The 24537-nt window shown below is 70.6% G+C and carries 23 protein-coding genes; 14 read left to right on the top strand and 9 right to left on the bottom strand.

Annotated elements, in window-relative coordinates; translation table 11 throughout:
* Window positions 1–316: energy transducer TonB (locus N787_RS07765; RefSeq protein ID WP_156968958.1), on the top strand; the 316-nt coding region annotated here is incomplete at its 5' end.
* A 119-nt stretch (window positions 317–435) separates the two neighbouring features.
* Here N787_RS07765 and N787_RS07760 read toward each other — a convergent pair.
* The 4 genes from N787_RS07760 to N787_RS07745 form a co-directional block, all read right to left on the bottom strand.
* Window positions 436–1611 (bottom strand): ABC transporter permease, encoded by a 1176-nt coding sequence (locus N787_RS07760; RefSeq protein WP_034212347.1) that lies wholly within the window; start codon window positions 1609–1611, stop codon window positions 436–438.
* On the bottom strand, window positions 1608–2342 hold the full coding sequence (locus tag N787_RS07755) for an ABC transporter ATP-binding protein (RefSeq protein ID WP_034212345.1): 735 nt from the start codon (window positions 2340–2342) through the stop codon (window positions 1608–1610). Before N787_RS07755 ends, N787_RS07760 begins: the two co-directional genes overlap by 4 nt.
* A complete protein-coding gene (locus tag N787_RS07750; RefSeq protein WP_084590705.1) occupies window positions 2339–3784 on the bottom strand; it encodes an alpha/beta fold hydrolase in 1446 nt (481 codons plus the stop codon). The genes N787_RS07755 and N787_RS07750 overlap by 4 nt, the downstream gene beginning before the upstream one ends.
* 99 nt (window positions 3785–3883) lie before the next feature.
* Window positions 3884–4636 carry a ferredoxin--NADP reductase gene (locus N787_RS07745; protein WP_329669079.1) on the bottom strand — a complete coding sequence of 251 codons (753 nt, stop codon included), beginning with the start codon at window positions 4634–4636 and terminating at the stop codon, window positions 3884–3886.
* Window positions 4637–4753: 117 nt separating this feature from the next.
* Here N787_RS07745 and N787_RS07740 point away from each other — a divergent pair, with 117 nt between their 5' ends.
* Window positions 4754–5704, top strand: a complete 951-nt coding sequence (locus N787_RS07740) for an ABC transporter ATP-binding protein (RefSeq protein WP_034212343.1) — start codon at window positions 4754–4756, stop codon at window positions 5702–5704.
* Window positions 5701–6468 carry an ABC transporter permease gene (locus N787_RS07735; protein WP_034212340.1) on the top strand — a complete coding sequence of 256 codons (768 nt, stop codon included), beginning with the start codon at window positions 5701–5703 and terminating at the stop codon, window positions 6466–6468. The genes N787_RS07740 and N787_RS07735 overlap by 4 nt, the downstream gene beginning before the upstream one ends.
* Before the next feature lie 3 nt (window positions 6469–6471).
* Here N787_RS07735 and N787_RS14325 read toward each other — a convergent pair whose 3' ends face one another.
* Entirely contained in the window at window positions 6472–7710 is a 1239-nt protein-coding gene (locus N787_RS14325) for an adenylate/guanylate cyclase domain-containing protein (protein WP_052575271.1), read from the bottom strand.
* 122 nt (window positions 7711–7832) lie between these two features.
* Here N787_RS14325 and N787_RS07725 point away from each other — a divergent pair, with 122 nt between their 5' ends.
* From N787_RS07725 to N787_RS07705, 5 genes are all read left to right on the top strand, one after another.
* Window positions 7833–8378 carry an ECF-type sigma factor gene (locus N787_RS07725; RefSeq protein WP_034212338.1) on the top strand — a complete coding sequence of 182 codons (546 nt, stop codon included), beginning with the start codon at window positions 7833–7835 and terminating at the stop codon, window positions 8376–8378.
* Window positions 8379–8382: 4 nt separating this feature from the next.
* Complete coding sequence (locus N787_RS14320) at window positions 8383–10932, top strand: serine/threonine-protein kinase (RefSeq protein ID WP_052575270.1); 2550 nt, start codon at window positions 8383–8385, stop codon at window positions 10930–10932.
* A gap of 85 nt (window positions 10933–11017) precedes the next feature.
* Window positions 11018–12133, top strand: a complete 1116-nt coding sequence (locus N787_RS07715; protein ID WP_052575269.1) for an OmpA family protein — start codon at window positions 11018–11020, stop codon at window positions 12131–12133.
* The gene (locus N787_RS07710) at window positions 12130–12684 is read left to right on the top strand and encodes a hypothetical protein (protein ID WP_156968957.1); all 555 of its coding nucleotides are present in this window, start codon (window positions 12130–12132) and stop codon (window positions 12682–12684) included. The genes N787_RS07715 and N787_RS07710 overlap by 4 nt, the downstream gene beginning before the upstream one ends.
* Window positions 12681–13982, top strand: a complete 1302-nt coding sequence (locus N787_RS07705; protein ID WP_034212334.1) for a hypothetical protein — start codon at window positions 12681–12683, stop codon at window positions 13980–13982. Before N787_RS07710 ends, N787_RS07705 begins: the two co-directional genes overlap by 4 nt.
* Here N787_RS07705 and N787_RS07700 read toward each other — a convergent pair whose 3' ends face one another.
* On the bottom strand, window positions 13983–14780 hold the full coding sequence (locus tag N787_RS07700; protein ID WP_034212332.1) for a TatD family hydrolase: 798 nt from the start codon (window positions 14778–14780) through the stop codon (window positions 13983–13985). It abuts the gene before it with no gap.
* Between the two features lie 77 nt (window positions 14781–14857).
* Here N787_RS07700 and N787_RS07695 point away from each other — a divergent pair, with 77 nt between their 5' ends.
* The 3 genes from N787_RS07695 (at window position 14858) to N787_RS15215 (ending at window position 19131) form a co-directional block, all read left to right on the top strand.
* Window positions 14858–16111 (top strand): serine hydrolase domain-containing protein, encoded by a 1254-nt coding sequence (locus tag N787_RS07695; protein ID WP_034212331.1) that lies wholly within the window; start codon window positions 14858–14860, stop codon window positions 16109–16111.
* 9 nt (window positions 16112–16120) lie between these two features.
* Window positions 16121–18622, top strand: a complete 2502-nt coding sequence (hrpB, locus tag N787_RS07690; protein ID WP_034212330.1) for an ATP-dependent helicase HrpB — start codon at window positions 16121–16123, stop codon at window positions 18620–18622.
* A gap of 92 nt (window positions 18623–18714) precedes the next feature.
* Entirely contained in the window at window positions 18715–19131 is a 417-nt protein-coding gene (locus N787_RS15215) for a hypothetical protein (RefSeq protein ID WP_052575268.1), read from the top strand.
* Window positions 19132–19222: 91 nt separating this feature from the next.
* Here N787_RS15215 and N787_RS07680 read toward each other — a convergent pair whose 3' ends face one another.
* A complete protein-coding gene (locus tag N787_RS07680) occupies window positions 19223–19978 on the bottom strand; it encodes a class I SAM-dependent methyltransferase (protein WP_034212329.1) in 756 nt (251 codons plus the stop codon).
* Between the two features lie 14 nt (window positions 19979–19992).
* Window positions 19993–20538, bottom strand: a complete 546-nt coding sequence (locus N787_RS07675; protein ID WP_034212327.1) for a pseudouridine synthase — start codon at window positions 20536–20538, stop codon at window positions 19993–19995.
* Window positions 20539–20600: 62 nt separating this feature from the next.
* On the opposite strand from N787_RS07675, the gene N787_RS07670 reads away from it, so the two are divergent.
* From N787_RS07670 to N787_RS15420, 3 genes are all read left to right on the top strand, one after another.
* The gene (locus tag N787_RS07670; protein WP_034212326.1) at window positions 20601–22358 is read left to right on the top strand and encodes an ABC transporter ATP-binding protein; all 1758 of its coding nucleotides are present in this window, start codon (window positions 20601–20603) and stop codon (window positions 22356–22358) included.
* Window positions 22359–22472: 114 nt separating this feature from the next.
* The gene (locus N787_RS07665) at window positions 22473–22682 is read left to right on the top strand and encodes a hypothetical protein (RefSeq protein ID WP_034212325.1); all 210 of its coding nucleotides are present in this window, start codon (window positions 22473–22475) and stop codon (window positions 22680–22682) included.
* 294 nt (window positions 22683–22976) lie between these two features.
* Complete coding sequence (locus tag N787_RS15420; RefSeq protein WP_084590702.1) at window positions 22977–23243, top strand: SHOCT domain-containing protein; 267 nt, start codon at window positions 22977–22979, stop codon at window positions 23241–23243.
* Between the two features lie 109 nt (window positions 23244–23352).
* On the opposite strand, the gene N787_RS07660 is transcribed toward N787_RS15420, so the two are convergent.
* A protein-coding gene (locus N787_RS07660) for an IS3 family transposase (protein WP_156968956.1) occupies window positions 23353–24452 on the bottom strand; the annotation gives its coding sequence in 2 pieces (ribosomal slippage) (window positions 23353–24203 and window positions 24203–24452; 1101 coding nt in all).
* Window positions 24453–24537: the final 85 nt, after the last annotated feature.

Here is a 24537-nt window from a genome sequence, read left to right as displayed (position 1 = left end):
GGCCGTGGCCCAGCCGACCACGCCGCCGCCGGCCCCGGTCGCCACCCCGGCCCCGGCCCCGCGCGCCACCACCCCGGTCGGCATCCGCACCCCGCAGCCGGCCTACCCGGCGTCGGCCGCGCGCTCGGGCATCACCGGTGAAATCACGGTCGAGATCAGCATCGCGGCCGATGGCACGGTCAGCAACGTCCGCGTCGTCCGCGCCCAGCCGCGCGGCGCCTTCGACCGCGAAGTGCTGGCCACGGTCCGCGACTGGCGCTTCCAGCCGATGGACCAGCCGGCCACGCTGACCCGCACCTTCACCTTCCGCATGTAATCCGCGGCAAGGCGCAAAACAAAAAGGCCCGGCATTGCCGGGCCTTTTTCATGCCGCCGAAAAAAGGGGTCAGAGTAAATATTTGCTTCAAGCAAATATTTACTCTGACCCCTTTTTGTTCAGGCCGAGACCGCCAGCTGTTCGCGGTGGTAGATGCGGACGGCCACCCACACCAGCCCCACTGCCAGGGCCAGGGTTGCGCCGAAGCTGATCGCGAAATCAGCCAGCGCCACCACCTCGCCGCGGGCCAGGGCCATCACCAGCACGTTCTGCGACAGCAGCGGCACCGCGGACATCCACAGCTCGCCCTTCATCGGGTTCACCATCAGGATCACCGAAGGCAGCATCGGCACCAGCATCAGCAGCGAGAGGTAGGTCTGCGCCTCGCGGTAGCTCTTGGCGTAGGCCGCCACGATCGTCTGCAGCGCGGCGAAACACATCACCAGCGGCACCATCAGCAGGCCGGCGCGCAGGATGAGGTCGGCGCCGAACTCGATGCGCATGCCCAGCCGGTCCAGGTCGATGAACTGGAACGCGATCGAGAACGCGACCAGGCTGAGCATCATGCTGGCCATCGCGAAGCCAAAGGTGGCGCCCAGCTTGCCCAGCACGATCTCGGCGCGGGTGGCCGGGTTGGCCAGCAGCGGCTCGAGCGACTGCCGCTCGCGCTCGCCCGCGGTGGTGTCGATGGCCAGGTACATGCCGCCCAGGAAGGCGCCCAGCACCAGCAGGTAGGGCAGGAAGCCGAGCAGCTGGCCGGCGCGTTGCTGCGTGCTGGCCAGGTCGCGATCGGCCACCACCACCGGCGACAGCAGCGCCGGGTGCAGGCCGCGCGCGGCGATGCGCATGGATGCGTGCTGCTGCGAGTAGGCCTCGAGCAGCGAGCTGATGCGCGCCTTGGGCGCCCGGCCATCCTGGTCGGAGCTGTCGAACAGCACCTGCACCTGGGCCGTCTCGCCCTTGCGCCAGTGCTCGCCGAAGCCCGCCGGGATCACCAGCACGGCGCGTGCATCGCGCTCCCGGATCGCGGCTTCGGCATCCGCGGGCGCCGGCTCGATCCCGACGCCCTGCCGCTCCAGCCACGCCACCAGGTTGGGCGCGTGCTCGGCGCCCACCACCGGCAGCGACAGCGGCTTCTCGGCGCTGTCGAGCTGCTTGTTGATGATGAAGCCCATCATGATGGCGAAGAAGATCGGCCCGAACAGCGGGCCCATCACCAGCGCGTTGAGCACGGTCTTGCGGTCGCGCAGGTTCTCCCTGGCTTCCTTGAGGAAAACTACGATCGCGGGCTTCATGCCATCAGTCCTTCTTCGGTGCCGATCGCCTTGACGAAGGCGTCCTCGAGGTTGCTTTCACCCGTTTGCGCGCGCAGCTCGTCCGGCGTGCCCTCCGCGACCACCTGGCCGCGGGCGATGATGACGATGCGATCGCACAGCGCCGCCACCTCCTGCATGATGTGGCTGGAGAACAGCACGCAGCGGCCCTCGGCGCGCAGCTGCAGCAGGAAGCGCCGCATCGCGCGCGTCGCCATCACGTCCAGGCCGTTGGTCGGCTCGTCCAGGATCACGTTGCGCGGGTCGTGCACCAGCGCGCGGGCGATCGCGGTCTTCACCCGCTGGCCCTGCGAGAAGCCCTCGGTGCGGCGGTCGATGATGTCGCCCATCTCGAGCGCCCTGGACAGCGCCTCGGTGCGCTGCGCGATGAGCGCGTCGTCCATGCCGTGCAGCTGGCCGAAGTAGCGGATGTTCTCGCGGCTGGTCAGGCGCTTGTACAGGCCGCGCGAGTCGGGCAGCACGCCGAGCCGGCGGCGCACGCCGGCCGGGTCCACGTTGGCGTCGATGCCGTCCACCAGCACCTGGCCGCGGTCGGGCTTCATCAGGGTGTAGAGCATGCGCAGCGACGTGGTCTTGCCGGCGCCGTTGGGGCCCAGCAGGCCGGTGATCTGGCCGTCGGCGGCGGAGAAGCCGACGCCGTCCACGGCCTTCACCTTGCCGAACGCCTTGTGCAAATCGCGGACTTCGATCACGGCTCGGCTCCGTTGTGGTTGATGAAGAAGGGCGTCGCGCCCAGCGGCTCCAGGCAGCTGGCGTCGAGGCCTTCGGGGTCGAGCTGGTCGACGAACTGGCCGACCAGGCGCGGCGTGCAGCCGCGCGACAGCATGATGTGGCCCTGGCCGGCACCGACCAGGTGGCGCGCCTTGCCCAGCGACTTGAGCACTTCCTCGCCGTAGCGCGGCGGCGTCACCGGGTCGTACTCACCCGAGAGCAGCAGGGTCGGGATGTCGGTCGCCAGCGGCTCGTGGAAGCCGGGCGACACCGGGCCCTTCGGCCACACGCTGCACTGGTTGAGCGAGACGCTGATGATGGCGTCGCCCAGCACCAGGTCCTTGTCTTCCGGCCGCGCCTCCAGCTGCGGCGCGTCCTCGGCGCACATCACCGACAGCTGCATGCCGTGGTTGATCTCGCCGGTGAGCGAATCGAAGACCAGCGCGGCCTGCGCCACCAGCGATTCCGGCCGGCCCTTGGCGGCTTCGTCGAGCAGCAGCGGCAGCAGCGCGGCGGTTTCCGGTGCGTAGGCGAACAGGCGCGCGATCAGCGCCACCGCGCCCTCGTCGAGCCGGAGTTCGCGCGGCTGGTGCGTCAGCGGATCGCGCAGCGTCACCGCCAGCGGCGTCGCCCGGGCCTGGTCGCGCAGCGTGTACAGCGTCCGGTAAGGATCGCCGAAGGCCTGGCGGCAGCCGGCCTGCTCCGCGCAGTGGCCGAGGATCTGCTTCAGCGCCGACTCGAGGTTGATGGCGTGCTCGCTGCCCAGCGCCAGTCCCGGCGGCACCACGCCGTCGAGGACGATGCTGCGCACGGCGTCGGGCTGCTGGCGCGCGTACTCCTGCGCCATGCGGGTGCCGTAGGAGCCGCCGTAGAGGTTGAGCTTCGGCGCACCGATGGCCTGGCGCAGCGCCTCGACGTCGGCGGCGGCGACCGTGGTGGTGTACTGCGCGAGGTCGGCATCGAGCGAGTCGCGGCAGTCCTCGGCCATCTTCACCTGCACCTCGGCCGATGGCATCGCCATGTCCGCGTCCATCGGCAGCTTGCAGGCCAGCGGGTTGGATCCGCCGGTGCCGCGCTGGTCCATGAACAGCAGGTGCCGCTTCTCGCGCACCCGCGCCAGTCCCGGCCCGACGTTGGCGAGGCTGTCCACGGCCGACTGGCCCGGGCCGCCGGCGAAGAAGAGCAGGGGGTCGGCCGCGGGCTTGGCGGCGCGGGACGGCAGCATCGCGATCCGCAGGCTGATCTTGCGGCCCTCGGGCCGGGCCGGGTCCTCGGGCACGTCCAGCGTGGCGCACTCGGCCCGCGTGGTGGCGCCGGTGCCGGCCCGGCCGATGTCGCAGGGCGTGAACTCGAGGCTGCCCAGCGTGCGCGCCGATACCGGCAGCGACAGCAACAGCAGGGCGACGGGAAGCAGTCTTCGCATGGTGACCTCAGGGTCGAACGGCAGGATGTCCTGTACTACAGACGGCCGTCGGCGCAAAAGGTGACAAAGGCCCCCCGACGGGTGGGCCGGGGCGCGGGACTACTTGCTGCTGACGTACTTCTCGCGCCGGATGTGCGGCACCGGCAGCCCGGCGGCCTTGAGCACCTCGAAGGTGGCGTCGACCATGTTCGGGTTGCCGCAGAGGTAGGCGATGTCGCCCTCGGCGGACGGGGCGAATTCCGCCAGCACGTCCTGCACGTAGCCCTGTCGCACGTCCGGATGCGGGTCGGCCGGCAGCTCGCGGCTGAAGCAGGGCACGAAGCGGAAGTTCGGGTGCGCGGCGGCGAAGGCGTAGAAGTCTTCGCCGTAGATCAGCTCCTCGGGCTTGCGGCAGCCGAACAACAGCACCACCTCGACGCCGCGCTCGGCCATCAGCTCGGCCAGGCGCGGCAGCATCGCCCGGTACGGGGTGATGCCGGTGCCGGTGCCGATCAGCAGGTAGCGGCGGTTGGCGTCGGACGGCACCAGGCAGAAGCGGCCGTAGGGCCCGCTGGCCTGGATCTGCTGGCCTTCGTCCATCGCCTCGAACAGCGCGGTGGCGGCGCCGCCGGCGACGTAGCTGACCGCGATCTCGATCGCCTCGCCCGGGCCCATCGCGTGGTCGTGCATGGTGGCCAGCGAGTAGCTGCGCTTGGTCGGGGTGCCGTCCGGGTAGTTGAAGTGCACCTGCACGAACTGGCCCGGGATGAAGTCGAGCGGCTGGCCATCGTCGCGGGCGAAGGCGAGGTGGCGCACGGTCGGCGCCAGCATGCGGCTGGCGACCAGGCGGAGCGGGAACTGCACGATGGCCAAGACAGACTCCAGGATCAGGAAACAGTGTGCCGCGACGATCCCGGGGCCGGGGCGGCGAGGCCGATATAATACGGCCCGCAGACCCCCGGCGCAGCGCCGCGGCGGTCCAGGAGCCCCATGCCAAACCATCCCGCACTCGAGATCACCGATCTCCGGAAGACCTATGCCACCGGCGTGCAAGCGCTCAAGGGCGTCTCGCTCACCGTGGCCCCCGGCGATTTCTACGCCCTGCTCGGCCCCAACGGCGCCGGCAAGTCCACCCTCATCGGCGTGGTCAGCTCGCTGGTGAACAAGACCTCCGGCGACGTGAAGGTGTTCGGCATCGACCTGCACGCCCACCGCTCCGAGGCCATGCGCCAGATCGGCCTGGTGCCGCAGGAGATCAACTTCAACATGTTCGAGCAGCCGTTCGACATCTGCGTGAACTACGCAGGCTTTTACGGCATCCCGCGTGCAGAAGCCGAGAAGCGCGCCGAGGAGGAGCTCAAGAAGGCCCAGCTCTGGGACAAGGCCCGCACCATGTCGCGCACCCTGTCCGGCGGCATGAAGCGCCGGCTGATGATCGCCCGCGCCATGATGACCCGGCCGAAGCTGCTGATCCTCGACGAGCCCACCGCCGGCGTCGACATCGAGATCCGCCGCGGCATGTGGAAGACGCTCAAGGAGGTCAACGCCGCCGGCACCACGGTCATCCTCACCACGCATTACCTCGAGGAGGCCGAGAACCTCTGCCGCAACCTCGCCATCATCGACCGCGGCCGGATCATCGAGCAGGGCCCGATGCGCAGCCTGCTGGCCAAGCTCGACGTCGAGGGCTTCCTGCTCGACATCGACGGCGACCTGCCGGCGACGCTGCCCGCCATCCCCGGCGCCACCCTGATGGCCGAGAACCCCCACACCCTGGACGTCGAGATGCCGCGCGAGATGGACCTCAACCGCGTGTTCGCCGCGCTCGGCGAGGCGGGCATCCGCGTGCGCTCGATGCGCACCAAGTCCAACCGCCTCGAGGAGCTGTTCGTGCGCCTGACCGGCCAGCCCGAAGCCGCCGCCAAGGGAGCGGCCGCATGAGCCAGAACCTGACCGCCCTCAAGACCATCGCCCGCCGCGAGGTCGCCCGCATCCTGCGCATCTGGGGCCAGACCCTGGTGCCGCCGGCGATCACGATGACCCTGTACTTCCTGATCTTCGGCAACCTGATCGGCTCGCGCATCGGCACCATGGACGGCATCTCGTACATGGACTTCATCGTGCCGGGCCTGGTGATGATGGCCATCATCCAGAACGCCTACGGCAACATCAGCTCCAGCTTCTTCGGCGCCAAGTTCGGCCGCCACATCGAGGAAATGCTGGTCAGCCCCATGCCGAACTGGGTGATCCTGGGCGGCTACGTTGCCGGCGGCGTGCTGCGCGGGCTGATGGTCGGCGCCATCGTGCTGGGCATCGCCATGTTCTTCACCGACGTGCGCATCCCGCACCCGCTGATCACCCTGGCCACGGTGCTGCTGGGCGCGACCATCTTCTCGCTCGCCGGCTTCGTCAACGCGGTGTACGCCAAGAAGTTCGACGACATCGCCATCGTCCCGACCTTCATCCTCACCCCGCTCACCTACCTCGGCGGCGTGTTCTATTCGGTGAAGCTGCTGCCGGACTGGGCCGAGGCGGCCACCCACCTCAACCCGATCTTCTACATGGTCAACGCCTTCCGCTACGGCCTGCTGGGCCAGAGCGACGTGTCCATGGCCACCGCCTTCGCGCTGATGTTCGGCTTCGTGCTGGCGCTGGGCGCGCTGGGCCTGTGGCTGCTTAAGCGGGGCATCGGCCTGCGCAGCTGAGCCTCAGCCGGCGGGCTGCAGCAGGTACACGGGCATCGCGCCCTTGCCCTTGATCTCCAACTCGCCGCGCGGCGCCAGGCCGTAGGCGTCGCCGAGCAGGCGGGCGGTGGCTTCGGTCACCTGCACCGCGCCGGGCACGCCGTGGGATTCCATCCGCGCGGCGGTGTTCACCACGTCGCCCCAGAGGTCGTAGGCGAACTTGCGCCTGCCGATCACGCCGGCCACCACGGCGCCGCTGTGGATGCCGATGCGCACGTCGAGCGCGGCGCCGGTTTCCTCACGCAGCGCGCGCACCGCCGCCACCATGCCCAGCGCCAGGTCGGCCAGCACGGCCGCGTGGTCGGCACGCGGCGCCGGCAGCCCGGCGGCGACCATGTAGGCGTCGCCGATGGTCTTGATCTTCTCCACGCCGTGGCGGTCGGCCAGGTCGTCGAAGGCGGTGAACACGCGGTTGAGCAGCGCCACCAGCGCCTCCGGCGGCAGCCGTTCGGACAGGCGCGTGAAGCCGACGATGTCGCAGAACAGCACCGAGACCTCGGCGTGGCGTTCGGCGATGGCTTCGTCCGGATGGTCCTTCAGGCGCTGCGCGATCGCCGCCGGCAGCGTGTTGAGCAGCAGGCGCTCGGAGCGCTGGCGCTCCCACTCCAGCTCGCCTTCCATCCGCGTCGCCGCGCGCTCGAACAGGAAGCCGATCGCCATCACCACCACGAACACCAGCGCGAAATTGGCGATCAGGTAGCCGCGCAGCTCGTCCGCACCGAGCGCATAAACGGGCGCGATGCGATTACTTGCCTCCCACAGCGCCAGGTAGCCCAGGCCGACGGCGGCCGACAGCAGCGCCCGCTGCAGCGGCTTGCCGAAAGGCGAGAACAGGATCACCAGCGGCACCAGCAGCAGGTAGTAGTGGAAGCCCGCGCCCCAGCCCAGCAGCCAGGTGGCCAGCGCGCCCTGGCCGGCCAGCTCCAGCCCCACGCCCACCGTGCCGATGAAGTGCCAGCGCCGGGGCAGGCCGGGGCGGAACACGAATACCCAGGTCGCCAGCAGGTACACCGGCAGCGTCACCAGGCTGTACACCACCAGCTCGGGCACGCCCCGCCACAGGAACCACGGCAGCAGCGTGAGGTGCGCCAGCAGCCCGAGCAGCGCACAGGACGCCGCGAACACCCGCCAGCGGGCGTTGCCCACCGCGGCGGCGGAGGGTCGGCGCAGGCGCTGCCACGCCTTGGGCAACCAATGCTTCATGGGGTGTCGTTCCGATGCCGGGATGCTCTGCAGCCTAGCGCAGCCGATGCCGCCCGGCCCCTCGCGCTGGCCTTGACCGGGCAGGCGGGGTAATTTCGGCCCTCTCCGCAGGGTCCGGAAGGATGACTGGCGATATCACGCAATGGCTCAACGCCGCCCGTGAAGGCGACCCGCAGGCGCTGGCGCGGGCGTTCGAGCTGCTCTATGCCGAGTTGCGCCGCCTCGCCGCCTCGCGCCTCGCGCCCGGCGGCGACGCCACGCTGTCGCCGACCGTGCTGGTGCACGAAACCTATCTCCGCCTGTTCTCCGGCGGCGCCCTGCCGCTGGAAAGCCGGCAGCATTTCTTTGCCGCGGCCGCGCAGGCGATGCGCTGGATCATCGTCGACCACGCCCGCCACCGGCTGGCCGAGCGCCATGGCGGCGGCCTGGTGCGGGTCGAACTCAATGAATCGCTGGTGGACGACCTGGCGCCCCAGCAGGTGCTGGAACTCGACCAGGCGCTGGAGCGACTGGCCCGCGCCAGCCCCGACAAGGCCCGCCTGGTCGAGCTGAGGTTCTTCGCCGGCCTGGAGTTCCCGGAACTGGTGGCACTCCTGGGCCGCTCGGAACGTAGCTTGAAACGAGACTGGGCCAGCGCCCGTGCGGCCCTGCACGCAATGATGGAATGAACCCATGGCCGGCGAAGACACCGACGCCCGAGAGTGGCAGGTCGCGATAGCGCTGTTCGAACGCCTCCGCGACCTTGATCCCGAAGCCGCCGCGCAGGCGCTGGCGGCGGCACCCGACGCGGTGCGCGAGCGCGTGCTGCGAATGCAGCGGGCGGAATCCGGCAGCGGACCGCTGGACCAGCGCCTCGCCGGCGCCAGCGCACCGGCGCAGCTGGGCCGCTGGGCGATCGGGCCCGTGCTGGGCCGCGGCGGCATGTCGGTGGTCTACCGTGCACGCTCCCTGGTTGCGCCGGAAGCGCAAGTCGCCGCGGTGAAGCTGCTGGCGCTGCCGGCACCCGACGCGCCCGCGATGGCGCGCTTCGAGCGCGAGATCAGCATCCTGGCCCAGCTCCGGCATCCCGGCATCGCTTCGCTCTACGACGCCGGCGTCGCCACCGACGGCCGGCCCTGGTTCGCGATGGCCCTGGTCGAAGGCGAACCGATCGATGCCTGGTGCCGGCGGACCCGGCCGGGGCTGCACGCCATCGTGGACCGGGTGGCGGCGGTGGCCGACGCCGTCGCGCATGCCCATCGCCACCTGGTCGTGCATCGGGACATCAAGCCCGGCAACGTCATGGTGGATGCCGAGGGCCACGTGGTGCTGCTCGATTTCGGCATCTCGCGCGTACTCGAGGAAGGCACCGCCGAGCTCACCCGCGGCGGCAACTACCCGTTCACGCCGCGCTATGCGGCGCCGGAACAGCGCGAAGGCCGCGGCATCTCGACCGCCACCGACGTCTATGGCCTCGGGGCGCTGCTGCATGCGCTGGTATTCGGCGCGGCGCCGGACATGCCGGAGGAGCGGGGCGAAGCCAGGCTGCCGCCCAGCCCGCCGCTGGCCGACGACCTGCGGCGGATCCTGGCCAAGGCGCTGGCCCGCGATCCGGGCGATCGCTACGCCGCGGCCGCCGCATTCGCCGACGACCTGCGGGCCTGGCGCGAAGGTCGCCCGGTGCAGGCGCGACCGGGTGGCCGCGCCTATCGGTTCGTCCGCTGGGCACAGCGCAACCCGGTGCCGGCGGCGCTCGCGGGCGCCCTGGTCCTGAGCCTGCTGGCGGGCACCGGCCTGAGCCTGTGGCAGGCGCGCGAGGCGCGCGCGCAGGCGGCGGCGGCACAGGCGGCACAGGCCGCGGCCGAGCAGTCGCGCCAGGCCGCGGAGCGCGAGCGTGATCGCGCCAAGGCCCTCAACGACTTCGTGCTGGGCCTGTTCTCGGCGCAGCTGCCGAACCGGCCGCGCGATGAACTGCCCACCACCGCCGAGCTGCTCGATGCCGGCGTCGCGCGGGCCCGCGACCCGGCGTCTGGCGAGCCGGCGCTGCGCGCGCAGATGCTGTCGGCGATCGCCAACGTGTTCCAGACCCGCGCGCGCCCGGACGAAGCGGCCGAACTGATCGCCGAGGCCATCGCGCTGGCCCGCCAGGACCAGGCGCTGGCCCCCGCGATCCTGGTCCAGGCCCTGCGTCGCCAGGCCTCGTTTGCCATGGCGCGCGGCGATTTCGAACTGGCCGACGCCGCGTTGGCCGAAGCCGTGCCGGTGCAGGAGGCCATCGAAGCCGGTGCGCCGCCGGGTCCGGACCTGCTGGGCCTGCGGCGCACGCGCGCCATGGCGCTGGCGTCACGGCAGGACTACAACGGGGCGCTGGCGCTGTTCGAGGCCATCCATCGCGACGTCACCGGTCGCGAGGACCTGCCCGCTGGCGTGGCGGAGCGCGCGGGCTCCGACCTGGCGGTGATCTACAGCAGCGTCGGTCGCTACGCCGATGCGCTGTCTTTCTCGGATGCCGCGGTGGCCGCCGCGGAAGCCACGGGCGCGCGTGACGTCCGGCTGGGCATCCTCCTCTCGAACAACGGTCGCCTGCGCACCTACCTGGGCGATCATGCCGGCGCGCGCGAGCGCCTTGGGGCCGCACTGGCGGTCTTCGATGCCTTGTTCGATGCCCCCAGCAGTGCCCGCGCCGCGGCGCGCTTCAACCTTGGTCGCCTGCTGGCGCGCCAGGGCGAGTTCGACGCCGCACTGGCCGCGCTGGATGCGGCGAGCGAAGAGTGGGCGCGCGCCGACGGCGAGGATCCTGCGCAGGCGGCATTCACGCCCTTGAACCGACTCGAGGCGCTGGTGCTGGCGGAGCGTTGGCCGGACGTGGTGCGGGACGGCCAACTCGGGCTGGCGCGGCTGGAGGCCAATGAAGAGCTTGGCGCCTTCGCGGATTCAGCGCTGCAGGCCGAGGCTTACCTCGCGCTGGCGCAGTGCCGCACCGGCGCCGCCGGCGAGGGCGGCACGCTGGCCGTGCGTGCCCGTGCGCGACTCGATGAGGGCGTCTGGCCCGACCGGGCCCGGCATGCCCTGGTGGCCGAGGCCGAAGCCGAGTGCCTGCTCGCGGCCGGGGACCCGGCCGCGGCCCACGTGGCGCTGGCCCGGTCCCGCGCGGAAGACCCGAACCTGCCGCCCGGCGACGCCCGCGACCTGGCCCGCCGCGACGCGCTCGCGGCCCGGATCGCGGCGGCCGGCGGCGGTTGACCGGCGGCGGGTGGCACTAATCCACTCGCGCCTTCGTACTCCGGAGCAAGGCCTGCCTGCGCAGGCGTCCCACGAGAACGACGCAATGTTCGGAAAAAACAGCCTGCTCCTGCTCTTCCTCGCCACCTTCCCGTTGGCCACGCCCGCCCAGGACTTCGGTGATTCGCTCAAGCGCACCGTCAAGCGCGCCGCCGAAAGTGAAGTACGCCACGCCGCCGACCGCGAGACCCGCCGCGTCACCCGCTGCGTGCTGGGCGACGAGCGCTGCGCCCGCGAGGCCGACGCCCGGGGCGAGGACATCCAGTACGTAGACCGCAGCGGCCGTGCCGTGGCCGCGCCCGCCGGGGCTGGCGGCCGGACTGCGCCGGGCGCGGCGTTTCGGGTCGAGCCCTACGCCGGCTCCACCGTGCGCGAGGACGACACCCTGGCCTTCGACGCCTACGACTTCGTGGTCGGCAAGGAGAGCAACGGCGACCTGCGCGCGCGCACCGTCGAGGGCCGCGTCACCCGCACGCTCTACAACAACCCGTCGGGCCGCTCCACGCTCGAGATCGCCCGCAACTACGAACAGGCCCTGCGCGGCCGCGGCCTGCGCCTGGTGCACCAGTGCGCCGGCCGCGAGGCCTGCGGCGGCACCGGCAACCGCGAGGCCAACTGGAACAACGTCGCCGGCATGAACATCGGCGTCGGCGGCGACTTCCGCTACGTCGCCGCCGAGGGCGTGGTCGGCAACCGCCAGGTCAGCGTCGCCGTGATGGTGAACAAGCAGCGCACCTGGGTCACCGTGGTCGAGGGCGCGGCGATGCAGACCGGCCAGGCCGGCGTGAACGCCGACGCGCTGGCGGCCGAGCTGGCCGAGGGCGGCAAGGTGCGCCTGGACGGCATCTACTTCGACACCGGCAAGGCCACGCTGAAGGCGGAGTCGCGCGCCGCGCTGGTGGAAGTGGCCGAACTGATGCGCCGCGACCCCTCGCTCAAGCTCGAGATCGTCGGCCACACCGACGGCGTCGGCGACGCCACGGTGAACCTGCGCCTGAGCGAGTCGCGCGCGCTGGCCGTGCGCGCCGCGCTGGTGATCGACCACGGCATCGCCGACCGCCGGCTCAAGGCCCGCGGCGCCGGCGAAGCCGAGCCGGTGGCGCCGAACGACAGCGAGGCCGGTCGCGCGCTCAACCGTCGCGTCGAGCTGGTGAAGCAGTGAGGCCGTCCGTCCTTCGTCGCTTCGCCCTTGGCGTGCTGGCCGGCGCCGCGCTGTCGGCGCAGGCCGCCGAACCTTCGGCCTGGTGCGATGCGCTGTTCCCGGTGGACGACATCGCCGCCGTGATCGGTGCCGACCGCGCCGCCGGCATCGCCCGTCGCGCCAGCGGCGTGGTGCCGGAGGACGACCGCCGCTGCAGCCGCATCTACAGCATCGGCGACGACCGTTTCTCGGACGAGCTGGTGTTCATGGTCTCGCCCGCGCGCGACGCCGCTGGCGCCGTGGCCACGGTCGACCGCATGGCCCGCGACACCGGCGTGCGCCGCTTCGGCCTGTCGCGGCCGGAAGGGATCGGCGCGTCGGCGGTGCACTTCCGCCAGCCCGATCCGCTGGCCTCGCACCGCATGGAGTTCAACGTCAGCTTCGCGCTGGGCAACCGCGTGGTGGAGCTGCGCTACTTCAGCGTCGACGACGCCAAGCGCAACAAGTTCCTCCAGGCCAGCAGCGAGCTCGAAGCCATCGCCCGGCGCATCGCCGAACGGGGCCTGCCGTGAACGCGCGCGGCTGGATGGCCGTGGGCGCGGCGGTGTTGGTCGCCGGCGGCGTGCTGGCGGCCTCCGGCGTGATGCCCTGGGGTGACCCGCCGCCACCGCCACCGATCGAGGTGGTGGAATCGGGCAGCGACGCGGCGCGGGCCGCGGGTGAAGTGACCGCACCGACGCCGGTGGATCCGTTCGCGCCGGCCATCCCCATCGTCGAATCCGGCAGCGACGCCGCCCGCGACCTGGTGGGCGAGACCTACGTGCCGCTGCCGCCGATGCACGACCCGTTCGAGCTGCCGTCGATCCCGGTGGTGGAAAGCGGCACCGACGAAGCGTGGATCGCGCACGGCGAGGAGATCATCAATGTCGCCGAGCGGGAGCGGCTGGCCGAGCAACGGCGTCGCGTCGAGGAGACCTTCCGCGCGAACAGCCCGTTCCCGCCGAATCCGGAGTCCGAACTGGGCCGCTATCGCTTCGACCTGCGGATCCTGCAGCTGGTGGATTCCTCGCGCGGCCTGGACCGCATCACGTACTTCGCCAACACCGCCGACGGCAGCCTGCTGTTCCCGGACTGGGCGCTGGACGGCCTGCTGCCGGCCGGCACCTTTGGCGACGGCACGCTGCACTTCGTGCTGCGCCAGGCCGACGGCGACGTGCTGGCCTGCGGGCAGCATCCGGACATCGGCGACGCTTGCCTGATGCTGGGCGAGAACCTCGGCCCCGGCTTCGCCTGGCTGCGCGACATGACCCAGCACCGCCGCTTCCTCGACACGATCCCGCGCGTACCGCAGACCTTGGGCGAGGGCCCGGGCGGCAACGTGCAGGGCATCCGCGGCAAGGGCGAGGACATCTTCCTGCAGATGTGGGTCGGCCGGAACCCGAGCCCGATCGCGACGCAGATGCCCTTCATCGGCGCCGGCGTGGGCGTGATGAAGGACTTCCGCATCCGCGCCAACCGCACCGTGCACCGCACGCGCTGGGAAGGCGGCGACCTCGACGGCGGCGACCTGGTGATCGACCTGGTGGAAATGGAATCCGCGCGGATGGAGCGCGACACCTCGCTGTACCGCATCGTCACCGCCTTCACCGCCGAAGGCCTGGCCGAGGCGATGGCGATCGGCAACCAGGTGCCCGACCTTGTCGGCCAGGCGCGCGCAATCCAGGAGGCACTGGACGCCTGCCCCGCGGGCCGCACCGGCGCCGACTGCCGCAAGTTCCACCGCCAGCGCATGAAGGAGCTCGACCAGCGCATGCGCGACCAGGCGCTCGACTTCGGCCGCCGCCACGGGCTGCCCGTGGATGCCGACTGATTAGCGCGCCGGCGGCAAGCCGAAGAAGGCCGCGGCGGTCGCCGTCGTCGCGGCGGCCGTGACCGAAACGTCTTCGCCGCGGTCGCGGGCCAGCTCCTCGATGATGTGCGCGAGGTACATCGGCTCGTTGCGCCGGTGGCTGGGCATCGGCTTCACGGTGCGCGGCAGCAGGTAGGGCGCGTCGGTCTCCACCATCAGGCGGTCGGCCGGGATGTCCTTCACGAACTCGCGCAGGTGCTGGCCGCGGCGCTCGTCGCAGAGCCAGCCGGTGATGCCGATGTGCCAGTCCTGGTCCAGGTAGTCGAAGCATTCGGCGCGGGTGCCGGTGAAGCAGTGCACCACCACCGGGCCGAGCTGGCCTTCGAAGGCCTTCATGATCGCCATGAAATCGCCGTGGGCGTCGCGCTGGTGCAGGAACAGCGGCAGCTTGGTCTCCGCGGCCAGTTCGAGCTGGCGTTCGAAGGCGCTGCGCTGCGCCGGGCGCGGCGAGAAATCACGGTGGTAATCCAGCCCGCACTCGCCGGCCGCCACCACTTCGGGCTCGGCCTGCAGCGCGCGCAGCTCGGCGATGCCCTCGGCGGTGCATTCGGTGGCGTGGTGCGGGTGGATGCCGGCGGTAGCCCAGAGCAGGCCCGGGTGCGCCTTCGCCAGCTCGAGCGCCCGCACGGCGCCGGCGCGGCTGGCGCCGGTGACCACCAGCCGCGTCACGCCGGCCAGCACGGCGCGCTGCAGCACGGCATCGAGGTCGGCGTCGAAGCTTTCGTGGCCCAGGTTGGCGCCGATGTCGATCAATTCCATGAACGGATCCTGTTCGCGAGGCCGCAATTCTAGCCGCCGGGCGTCAACCGCGGGCCGCGGCCCGCGTTCTGGCGGCCATGACCCGATCCGGCTGGCTCGCCTTCACGCTCACCCTTGGCCTCGGTGCCCTGTGCCTGCCCGGCGCCGGCGCGGCGCGGCCCGCCCATGACCTGCAGCCGGTGCGGCTGGCGGTGCAGGCCTTGGTGAACGACTACGCGCTCGAGGGCGCCTCGCTGCGGCTCGCCCGCGAGGGCCAGGTGCTGATGCAGGAAAGCTTCGGCGGCTACCGCGGCGACGAGCGCGTGGCCATCGCTTCGGCCAGCAAGTGGCTGTCGGCGCTGGTGCTCGGAAGGCTGGTCGAGCGCGGCGTGCTGGCCTGGGACAGCCGCGTCGGCACCTACTTCCCGGACGCGCCGGTGGCCGCGCGCGCGATCACGCTGGCGCAGCTGTTCTCGCACACCTCGGGCATTACCGTGGACGACGCGGGATGCCTGTCCAGCCGCCTGGTATCGCTGCAGGACTGCGCCACACAGATCTTGGATGCGCCGCTGGCCTACGCGCCCGGCACCGGCTTCGCCTATGGCGGCAACTCGATGCAGGTGGCCGGCGCGATCGCCGAGCGCGCGACCGGCCTGAGCTGGGACAGCCTGTTCATCGCCGAAGTGGTCGAACCGCTGGGCCTCACCGCCACCGACTGGACGGCGGGCACGGCCTTGCCCGGCTACATCTCCAATCCGAACCCGCGCATCGGCGGTGGCGCCCGCTCGACGCTCGACGACTACGGCCGCGTGGTGGACATGGTGCTGGCCGGCGGCCGCCACGGCGCAACGGCTTACTTGCGCGACGACACGCTGGCCGCGATGGCGATCGACCGCACCGTCGGCCTGCCGGTCTTGTCCTCGCCCATCGCGGGTCTCGGCTATGGCTATGGCATCGGCCAGTGGGTGGAAGCCAAGGACGCGCGCGGCAACACCCTGCGCGTTTCCAGCCCCGGCGCCTTCGGCTTCACGCCCTGGGTGGACTGGCGCCACGGCAGCAACGGCGTGCTGCTGGTGCGCGGCAACGGCGCGGCGATGCGCGATGACCTCACGGCGATCGAACAGCTGGCCCTGTGGCAGCTCGACTTCCAGCGCCAAACCCAATCGGCGAAGCGCGCCGCGCCCCTGCGCGCGGCCCCATGTAGGAGGGACTTCAGTCCCGATGCTTCTTGCCAGGGCCAACCAAAAGCTTCGGGGCTGAAGTCCCTCCTACAGGAGGCAGGAGCATCGGGACGGACGTCTCTTCCACAGGGACGTGCGTCAACGCTCGACGCGAGGCGTCGCGCTCTCTAGCCTAGCGCGGTGAAACCCGCCGCCACCCGACCCGATTTCCCGATCGCCGAGCTGCTGCCGCAGCTGCTGGCCAGCCTCGAGGCGCACCCGCGCCTGGTGCTGGAAGCACCGCCCGGCGCCGGCAAGACCACCCAGGTGCCGCTGGCCCTGCTGTCGGCGCCGTGGCGCGGCGACGGCCGCATCCTGATGCTGGAACCGCGCCGCGTGGCCGCGCGTGCCGCGGCCGGCTTCATGGCGCGCCAGCTGGGCGAAGCGCCGGGCGACACCGTCGGCTACCGCATCCGCTTCGAGGCCAAGGTCAGCGCGCGCACGCGGATCGAAGTGGTGACCGAAGGCATCCTGACGCGGATGATCCAGGACGATCCCACGCTCGAGGGCGTCGCGGCGATCGTGTTCGACGAATTCCACGAACGCCACCTGGCCGGCGACCTCGGCCTGGCGCTGGCGCTGGACGTGCAGTCGCAGCTGCGCGATGACCTGCGCATCCTGGTGATGTCGGCCACGCTGGATGGCGAGAAGCTGGCGCGGTTCCTCGATGCGCCGCGCTTGACCAGCGCCGGGCGCAGCTACCCCGTGGCAGTGGCGCATTTCCCGGCGCGGCGCGACGAGCCGCTGATGGCGCAGCTCAAGCGCTGCGTGGCGGAGGCCGTGGCGAAGCATCCCGGCGATCTGCTGGTTTTCTTGCCGGGACAGCGGGAAATTGGCGATGCCACGCGGCTGCTTTCCGAGTCTGCATTGTCCGGCGATCCGGCCGTGCTGCCGCTGCACGGCGACCTGCCGCTCGAAGCCCAATCCGCCGCACTCGCCGAAGACCCCGACGGCCGCCGCCGCCTCATCCTCGCCACCAACGTCGCCGAAAGCTCGGTCACGTTGCCCGGCGTGCGCGTGGTGATCGACGCCGGCCTCGCGCGCGAGCCGCGCTACGAGCCCAACTCCGGCTTCTCGCGGCTCGACACGGTGACCATCTCGCAGGCCTCGGCCGACCAGCGCGCGGGCCGCGCGGGCCGCGTCGCGGAAGGCTGGGCGTATCGGCTGTGGCCGCAGTCGCAGCGTCTCGAGCCGATGCGCACGCCCGAGATCGCCCAGGTCGAACTGGCCGGCCTCGCGCTCGAACTCGCGGCCTGGGGCGCCGCCGACTTGCGCTTCGTGGACGCCCCGCCGCCCGGCCCGCTGGCCGCCGCGCGCGAACTGCTGCAGCGCCTCGGCGCGCTCGACGCGCAGCAGCGCATCACCGCCTTCGGCCGCGAGCTGATGGCGCTGGGCACGCACCCGCGCCTGGCCGCGATGCTGAAGGCGCCGCGTGATCCGGCCGAACGTGCACTGGCTTGCGACCTCGCCGCGCTCGTCGAAGCCCGCGACCCCCTGCGCGGACGACGCGATGACATCGCCAGCCGCTGGCAGGCCCTCGCTGCCTTCCGCAAAGGCCGCGTTGGCCCCGACGCCAACCGCGGCGCCCTGGCCGCGATCGACAGCGCCGCCAAACAGTGGCGCCGCCGCCTGCGCGTGGACGCTGCGCCGCCCGACGACGCGCCCGCGCACCTGCTCGGCGACCTGCTCGCGCACGCCTTCCCCGACCGCATCGCCCGCCAGCACCCGGGCGAGCCCCGCCGCTACCAGCTGGCCAACGGCCGCATGGCGCGGATCTTCGACGACAGCGCGCTGTTCGGCGAGCCTTGGATCGTCGCCAGTGAACTGCGCTTCGAAGCCAAGGACTCGCTGGTGCTGCGCGGCGCCCCGGTGGACGAGGCGCGGCTGCAGCGCGATTTCCCCGAGCGCTTCTTCGAAGGCGACGTGGTGCGCTGGGACCCCGAGGCTCGCGCCCTGATCGCCCGCCGGGAGCGCCGCTTCGACCGCATCACCCTCGAATCCAAGCCCGCTGGCCGCCCCGACCCGGCGCTGGCCGCGCAGGCGCTCAGCGATGCCGTCGGCGAACTCGGCCTGGATGCGCTGCCGTGGACCGAAGGCCTGACCCAGTGGCGCGAGCGCGTGCGCTGCCTGCGCGAGTGGCTGCCCGAACTCGGCCTGCCCGACCTGTCCGACGAGGCCCTGCTGGCCAGCCGCGAGCAGTGGCTCAAGCCCGCCTTCGCCGGCAAGACCCGGCTCGATGCGCTCGATGAAGAAGCCCTGGGCGAGGCCCTGCGCTCCACCCTGGACTGGTCGCTGCGGCAGAAGCTCGATGCCCTGGCCCCGCGGCGGATCACAGTGCCTTCGGGCATGGAGCGCGGCATCACCTATGAGCACGGCCGCCCGCCGGTGCTGGCGGTGAAGCTGCAGGAGCTGTTCGGCCTGGCCGACACCCCGCGCGTGGCCGAGGGCCGCGTGCCGCTGACCCTGCACCTGCTCTCGCCCGGCGGCAAACCGCTGCAGGTCACGCAGGACCTGCGCAGCTTCTGGGCCAACACCTACCCGGAAGTGCGCAAGGAAATGAAGGGCCGCTACCCGCGCCACCCCTGGCCCGACGACCCGTGGACCGCCACCGCCACCCACCGCGCCAAGCCCCGGGGCACCTGAGGCCTGCCGATGCGCGATACGCCGTTCATGTAAATGGCGGTAGGCTACAGACGCAATCGCGCTTCCCGCGCCCCATCCCTCGGAGACACGCCATGAGCAAGACGAACAAGATCGTTTCGACCGCGCTGGCCAAGTTGAACGACGGCAGCGAACTGGCCAAGAAGGCCTGGAAGAATTCCGACCTCGCCGGCAAGGCCGGCGCCCTGGTCAGCGCCGGCGCGGGCCTGGCCGCGGTGAAGAAGGGCGGCGCGGCCGCGGTCAAGACCGTGCGCAAGCATCCGGTCGGCGCCGCCGTCACCGCCGCGACCCTGGCGGCCGTGGGCGCCGCGGTCTACATGGTCAACAAGAAGAAGAAAGCCGCCGCCAAGCCCGCCGCCAAGAAGGCGAGCAAGCAGGTCGCCGCGAAGAAGGCCACCGCGCCGGCGAAGAAGGCTGCAGTGAAGAAGGCGCCGGCGAAGAAAGCCGCGGCCAAAAAGGCTCCCGCCAAGAAAGCCGCCGCCAAGAAGTAAGGCTCGATGTAGGAGGGCCTTCAGGCCCGAAGCTTTCCGCTGAAAAGCTTCGGGCCTGAAGGCCCTCCTACAGTCCCTCCCACAACACGCATCACTCGTCGGCCGTGCGGCCGGCCTTGAGCGAAATCGGCCAGCGCACCTCGCGCCGCCGCGCCGGATCACCCCAGGCCGACGCGAAGTTCGAGCCGAATTCCGACACCGCATCGCGCCCGGTTTCCTTCAGGAAACGCTGGCTGCTCGACCACGTGCGCAAATAATCCAGGTACTGCCCCAGGTCCCATTCCACCGCCATCTCGAACCGCGGCGGATCGCTGATCGGCTCGAAGGGGAACGGCAGGTGCCGGTAGCCATCGTCCACGTGCCGACGCTCAGGGGGCCAATAGGGTCCGAGCCGGTGTTCGTAGAGTTCATCGAAGACATCGTCCACGCCGTGGTCCACCCGCGTGCGGCCGTAGCACCAGACCGCGATCACGCCGCCGGGCTTGAGCACCCGCTGCGCCTCGGCGCAAAAGCGCTCCTGGTTGAACCAGTGGTAGGCCTGCGCCGCCGTGACCAGGTCCACGCTGTGGTTGCGCAGCGCGCTGTGCTCGGCCGATTCCACCCGCCAGGTGATGCGCGGGTCGGAGGGTGCGGCGGCGATCTGCGCCTCGCTGGGGTCGCTGGCATGCACGCGCTGGAAGTGGTGCACCAGCGCCAGGCTGGCCTGGCCATTGCCGCAGCCCACGTCCCAGGCCAGGTCGTGGTGCCGGCACTGGTCGGAGAGCCAGGCGAACAGGCCGTGCGGGTAGGTGGGTCGGGCGCGGGCGTAGTCGGTGGCGTGTCCGGAGAAGTGGTCCTGGAAAGCCATGCCGCGCTCCTGGGTTACTGGGTGAGTTCCCGCCACTGGCCGGGCGGCAGGCCTTCGAGCCGGTGCGGGCCGACTGCGATGCGCAGCAGGCGCAGGCAGGGCAGGCCGACCGCGGCGACCATGCGCCGCACCTGGCGGTTGCGGCCTTCGGTGATGGTGAGCTCGATCCAGCTGTCGGGCACGGTCTTGCGTGCGCGTACGGGCGGGTCGCGCGGCCAGAGCCAGTCGGGCGCGCCGATCAGCACCTGCGCCTTGGCCGGGCGGGTGACGCCGTCGGCCAGGGTGACGCCGCTGCGCAGCTGGGCCAGGTGTTCGTCGCCGGCCACGCCTTCCACCTGCACCAGGTAGGTCTTGGGCCAGTGGAACTTGGGCGAGCTGATGCGGGCGATCAGCGGGCCGTCGTCGGAGAGCAGCAGCAGGCCCTCGGAGTCCTGGTCCAGGCGGCCGGCGGCGTAGACGTCGGGCGGCAGCGAGAACCCGGCCAGCGTCGGCCGCGGCGGCACCGTTTTATCGGTGAACTGGCAGAGCACGCCGTAGGGCTTGTTGAAGGCAATGAGCATCGGTCCAGTGTAGCTCCGTGGGACACTGTGCGCTTGCCCCACCCCTGGAACCCGGAGATCGCATGGCCGCGACCCACCCCCTGCGCCGGCTGGCCGGCTTTGCCCGGCCCCAGCGCCGCAATGCCGTCCTCGCCACCGTCTATTCGGTGCTCAACAAGATCTTCGACGTGCTGCCCGAGCTGCTGATCGGCGTGGCGGTGGACGTGGTGGTGAACCAGGAGGACTCGTTCATGGCCGGCTTCGGCCTGCCCGACCCGCTGCACCAGCTGTATGCGCTGGTGGCGCTGACGGTGGTGGTGTGGGTGGCCGAGTCGCTGTTCGAGTACCTCTACGCGCTGAAGTGGCGCGGGCTGGCCCAGGACCTGCAGCATTCGCTGCGCCAGGCCGCCTATGGCCACGTGCAGAAGCTGCCGCCGGCCACCATCGAGCGCGAGCGCAGCGGCCGGCTGATGGCGCTGATGAACGAGGACGTGAACCAGATCGAACGCTTCCTCAACACCGGCGCCAACGACCTGATCCAGGTGGTGGTGAGTTCGCTGCTGGTGGGTGCGGTGTTCTTCGTGCTCACGGCGGACCTGGCGGCGCTGGCGATGCTGCCGATCCCGCTGATCCTGATCGGTGCGTTCTGGTTCCAGAAGCGCCTGGCCCCGCGCTACGCCGCCGCCCGCGAGGCCGCGGCCACGGTGTCTGCGCGCCTGGACAACAACCTGGCCGGCATGGCCACCATCCAGGCCTACACCGCCGAGGAATTCGAGGCCGCGCACCTGCGCGAGGCTTCGGATGGCTTCCGCGCCCGCAATGCCGAGGCGATCCGGTTCTCGGCGGCGATCACGCCGGTGATCCGCATGGCCATCCTGGCCGGCTTCGTGGCGACGCTGCTTTACGGCGGCGTGCTCACGCTTCGCGGCGAGCTGGGCGTCGGCAGCTACTCGGCGCTGGTGTACCTGACCCAGCGGCTGCTGTGGCCGCTGACGCGGCTGGCGGACATGACCGACCTTTACCAGCGCGCGATGGCTTCCGTGAACCGCGTGATGGACCTGCTGGATACGCCGGTGCCGGTGCGCGGCGTTGAAGCGTTGTCGTCCGGCGCGCGCGGCGAACTGCGCTTCGAAGGCGTGGGCCACGATTACGACGGCCGGGCCGCCGTGCACGCCGTGGACCTTTCGGTGCCCGCCGGCGCCACGGTGGCCCTGGTCGGCGGCACCGGCGGCGGCAAGAGCACGCTGCTGAAGCTGTTGCTGCGCTTCATCGACCCCGCCCGTGGCCGCATCCTGTTCGATGGCGCCGATGTCGCGGGCCTCGACCCGGCGGCGCTGCGTCGCGCGATCGGCTATGTCGCGCAGGAGCCTTTCCTCACCGACGGCACGGTGGCCGAAAACATTGCCTACGGCGAGCGCTCCGCCGACCGCGCCCGCGTCGAGGCCGCCGCCCGCGCCGCCGAAGCGCACGATTTCATCGCCGCCCTGCCGCAGGGCTACGACAGCCCCGTAGGCCAGCGCGGCAGCCAGCTCTCCGGCGGCCAGCGCCAGCGTATCGCCCTGGCGCGCGCGCTGTACCGCGATCCGAAGGTGCTGGTGCTGGACGAAGCCACGTCGGCCGTCGACAACGAGACCGAAGCGGCCATCCAGCACTCGCTGGCCACCGCCGCACGCGGGCGCACCACGCTGGTGGTGGCGCACCGGCTGAGCACCGTGCGGCATGCCGATGCGATCCATGTGCTGGAGGCCGGGCGCATCGTGGAATCGGGCACGCATGACGAGCTGGTGGCCCGGGGCGGCGCCTACGCGGCCCTGTGGCGGCTGCAGACCGGCGAAGCCTGAACGACGCGATCCCGCGAGGAATTCTGCTTGACCCGTGCGCCGGCGCTTGCGGATAGTTGGGCCCGACGCCGGGCGCGGCCCGGCCATCCACCGAATCACCCATGGGAGACGGACATGGATATCACCCAAGACGCGGCGAAAAAGGACAAGTTCCTGCAGGGCGTGCTGGGCAGTTCATTGACGGTGATCTTCTTCATCGCCGCCGCGGGCGTGGTCGCCGCGTCAGGCGCGGATGGCAGCGGCCTGGGCGTGGGCATCGCCGCCGCTGCCGGTTGTGCCAGCGTGGCGTACGTGGCGAAGCTGGTCATCAGTAGCCGGGCGTGAGGATTGCCGTCCTGGCGCGAAATCGCGCCGGGGCGCCCCCTCGGGCAAGAGTGAGCAGAGGCCCGGCACATGCGCGAATCTGCTCCGATAACCAGTTACCACCCAGAAGCCAGCGATAACATTGGACAGCTCTTTCAGGTTGATGAGTTGCGATGGCGCAAGCTGTCGAAGTTGAAAGGCGTCAATCGGCATGCGCTGGAGCGGGCGGGCGGAAAACGTCTCATATGCCTCGAGTCTGAGATCCAAAGGAAGTTAGGCGATCGACCGTTATTGTCGAAATATGGGGAGAAGTGAATGGGCAGCTTTAGTATCTGGCATTGGATCATCTTGCTGGTCATCCTTTCGATTCCAGTTTTCATCGGGCTGGTGATTTGGTTGGTCATTCGGGCGACCAGGAAGCCTGCCGCAGGATCCGTCTCGACCACCCTTCCAGCCATCTCAAGCGTCGAGCACTCACCTACTGAAGCGCGACTCTTGGAGCTGCGTTCGCTGCGGTCCAAAGGGCTAATCACTGACGCAGAGTTTGAGCAACAACGCTCAGCGATACTTCGCAGTGTCTAAGCACTCGCCTAACAATTCATTCAAGTCGACGCCTTCTGCGCGACTTAACTAAGGCGTTAGGCGTCTCTCTCACTTCAGTGGCTGACCTGAGTATGGAACTTGTAGCCAATCAGCCGGTGAGTCCGGGGTAGATGGTATCGGGTTCCGACCAGTTCCGGCGAACGGTCGCCGGGGGCTTGTAGCCATGGGCGCTGTGCGGCCGCTGCTCGTTGTAGAACTGCCGCCAGCGCTCGATCAGCACCTTCGCTTCGGCGCGGCTGCGGAACCATTCCCGGTTCAGCAGCTCGTCCCGCAGCTTGCCGTTGAAGCTTTCGACGAAGCCGTTCTGCCAGGGGCTGCCTGGCGCGATGAAGGCCGGACCGATCGCCGCGTCGCGCAGCCAGCGCATCACCTTAGCCGCGGTGAACTCGGCGCCGTTGTCGGAGCGGACAAAAGCCGGCTTGCCGTAGATCCGCATCAGCCGCGACAAGGTCAGGATCACGTCCTGCGCCCGCAGGCTGGCCCCGACCTCGATGGCCAGGCATTCGCGGGTGTATTCGTCGATCACGCACAGCATCTTCAGGGCGCGCCCGTCGACCATCTGGTCGTGGACGAAGTCGTAGCTCCAAACCGCATTCGGGCGAACCGCGCCCGGCAGGCGAATGTCGTTGCCGGAACGGCGGCGACGCGGCCGGCGGCGGGGAATGTTCAATCCCAGCTGGCGCCACAGACGCCGCACCCGGGCCTCGCCCAGATCCAGCCACGCCGCCATCCGGCGATACCCGAAGCGCGGCACCTTCGGCGACGCGGCGAGCAGTCGCTCGGCCACCGCCTGGTCCTTGGCGGCCTGGCGCGGGGCGTAGCTGGCGATGCGGCGGCTCAGGCCCAGGTAACGAAGGGCCTTTCGCTGCGAGAGTCCCCGACGGACCAGCACCTGGACCGTGTCGCGTCGTTCCGACGGGGTCATCATTTTTTTCGGACGATCTCCTTCATCCCGTCGATGACCAGCATCTGCTCGGCCACCAGCCGCTTGAGCCGGGCGTTCTCGGACTCGAGGTCCTTGAGTCGCCGGGCGTCGGGCACGTCCAGGCCGCCGAACTTGTTGCGCCAGCGGAAAAAGGTCTGCTCGGTCAGGTTGTGCTTCTTGCACAGGGCCTTGATCGACATGGCGCCGACCTCGGCCTCGCGCAGGATGCCGATGATCTGCTCGTCGGTGAATCGCTTCTTCATGGAGCTCTCCTTGCCTGTTAAGGGTAGAGAACTCACCAGCCAACTGGCTACACGATCCGTCTCAGGTCACCTCGGCTCACGCCTG

The organism is Arenimonas metalli CF5-1 (genome assembly GCF_000747155.1).
Taxonomy (GTDB): Bacteria; Pseudomonadota; Gammaproteobacteria; order Xanthomonadales; family Xanthomonadaceae; genus Arenimonas; species Arenimonas metalli.
Note: the sequence above shows the minus strand (reverse complement) of the source record. Positions and strands in the feature narration are given on the sequence as shown.

Coding starts and splice junctions, on each gene's coding strand:
- N787_RS07760 (WP_034212347.1), bottom strand. CDS start 1,611: ATGAAGCCCGCGATCGTAGTTTTCCTCAAGGAAGCCAGGGAGAACCTG.
- N787_RS07750 (WP_084590705.1), bottom strand. CDS start 3,784: ATGCGAAGACTGCTTCCCGTCGCCCTGCTGTTGCTGTCGCTGCCGGTA.
- N787_RS07740 (WP_034212343.1), top strand. CDS start 4,754: ATGCCAAACCATCCCGCACTCGAGATCACCGATCTCCGGAAGACCTAT.
- N787_RS07735 (WP_034212340.1), top strand. CDS start 5,701: ATGAGCCAGAACCTGACCGCCCTCAAGACCATCGCCCGCCGCGAGGTC.
- N787_RS14325 (WP_052575271.1), bottom strand. CDS start 7,710: ATGAAGCATTGGTTGCCCAAGGCGTGGCAGCGCCTGCGCCGACCCTCC.
- N787_RS07725 (WP_034212338.1), top strand. CDS start 7,833: ATGACTGGCGATATCACGCAATGGCTCAACGCCGCCCGTGAAGGCGAC.
- N787_RS14320 (WP_052575270.1), top strand. CDS start 8,383: ATGGCCGGCGAAGACACCGACGCCCGAGAGTGGCAGGTCGCGATAGCG.
- N787_RS07715 (WP_052575269.1), top strand. CDS start 11,018: ATGTTCGGAAAAAACAGCCTGCTCCTGCTCTTCCTCGCCACCTTCCCG.
- N787_RS07700 (WP_034212332.1), bottom strand. CDS start 14,780: ATGGAATTGATCGACATCGGCGCCAACCTGGGCCACGAAAGCTTCGAC.
- N787_RS07695 (WP_034212331.1), top strand. CDS start 14,858: ATGACCCGATCCGGCTGGCTCGCCTTCACGCTCACCCTTGGCCTCGGT.
- N787_RS15215 (WP_052575268.1), top strand. CDS start 18,715: ATGAGCAAGACGAACAAGATCGTTTCGACCGCGCTGGCCAAGTTGAAC.
- N787_RS07680 (WP_034212329.1), bottom strand. CDS start 19,978: ATGGCTTTCCAGGACCACTTCTCCGGACACGCCACCGACTACGCCCGC.
- N787_RS07675 (WP_034212327.1), bottom strand. CDS start 20,538: ATGCTCATTGCCTTCAACAAGCCCTACGGCGTGCTCTGCCAGTTCACC.
- N787_RS07670 (WP_034212326.1), top strand. CDS start 20,601: ATGGCCGCGACCCACCCCCTGCGCCGGCTGGCCGGCTTTGCCCGGCCC.
- N787_RS07665 (WP_034212325.1), top strand. CDS start 22,473: ATGGATATCACCCAAGACGCGGCGAAAAAGGACAAGTTCCTGCAGGGC.
- N787_RS15420 (WP_084590702.1), top strand. CDS start 22,977: ATGGGCAGCTTTAGTATCTGGCATTGGATCATCTTGCTGGTCATCCTT.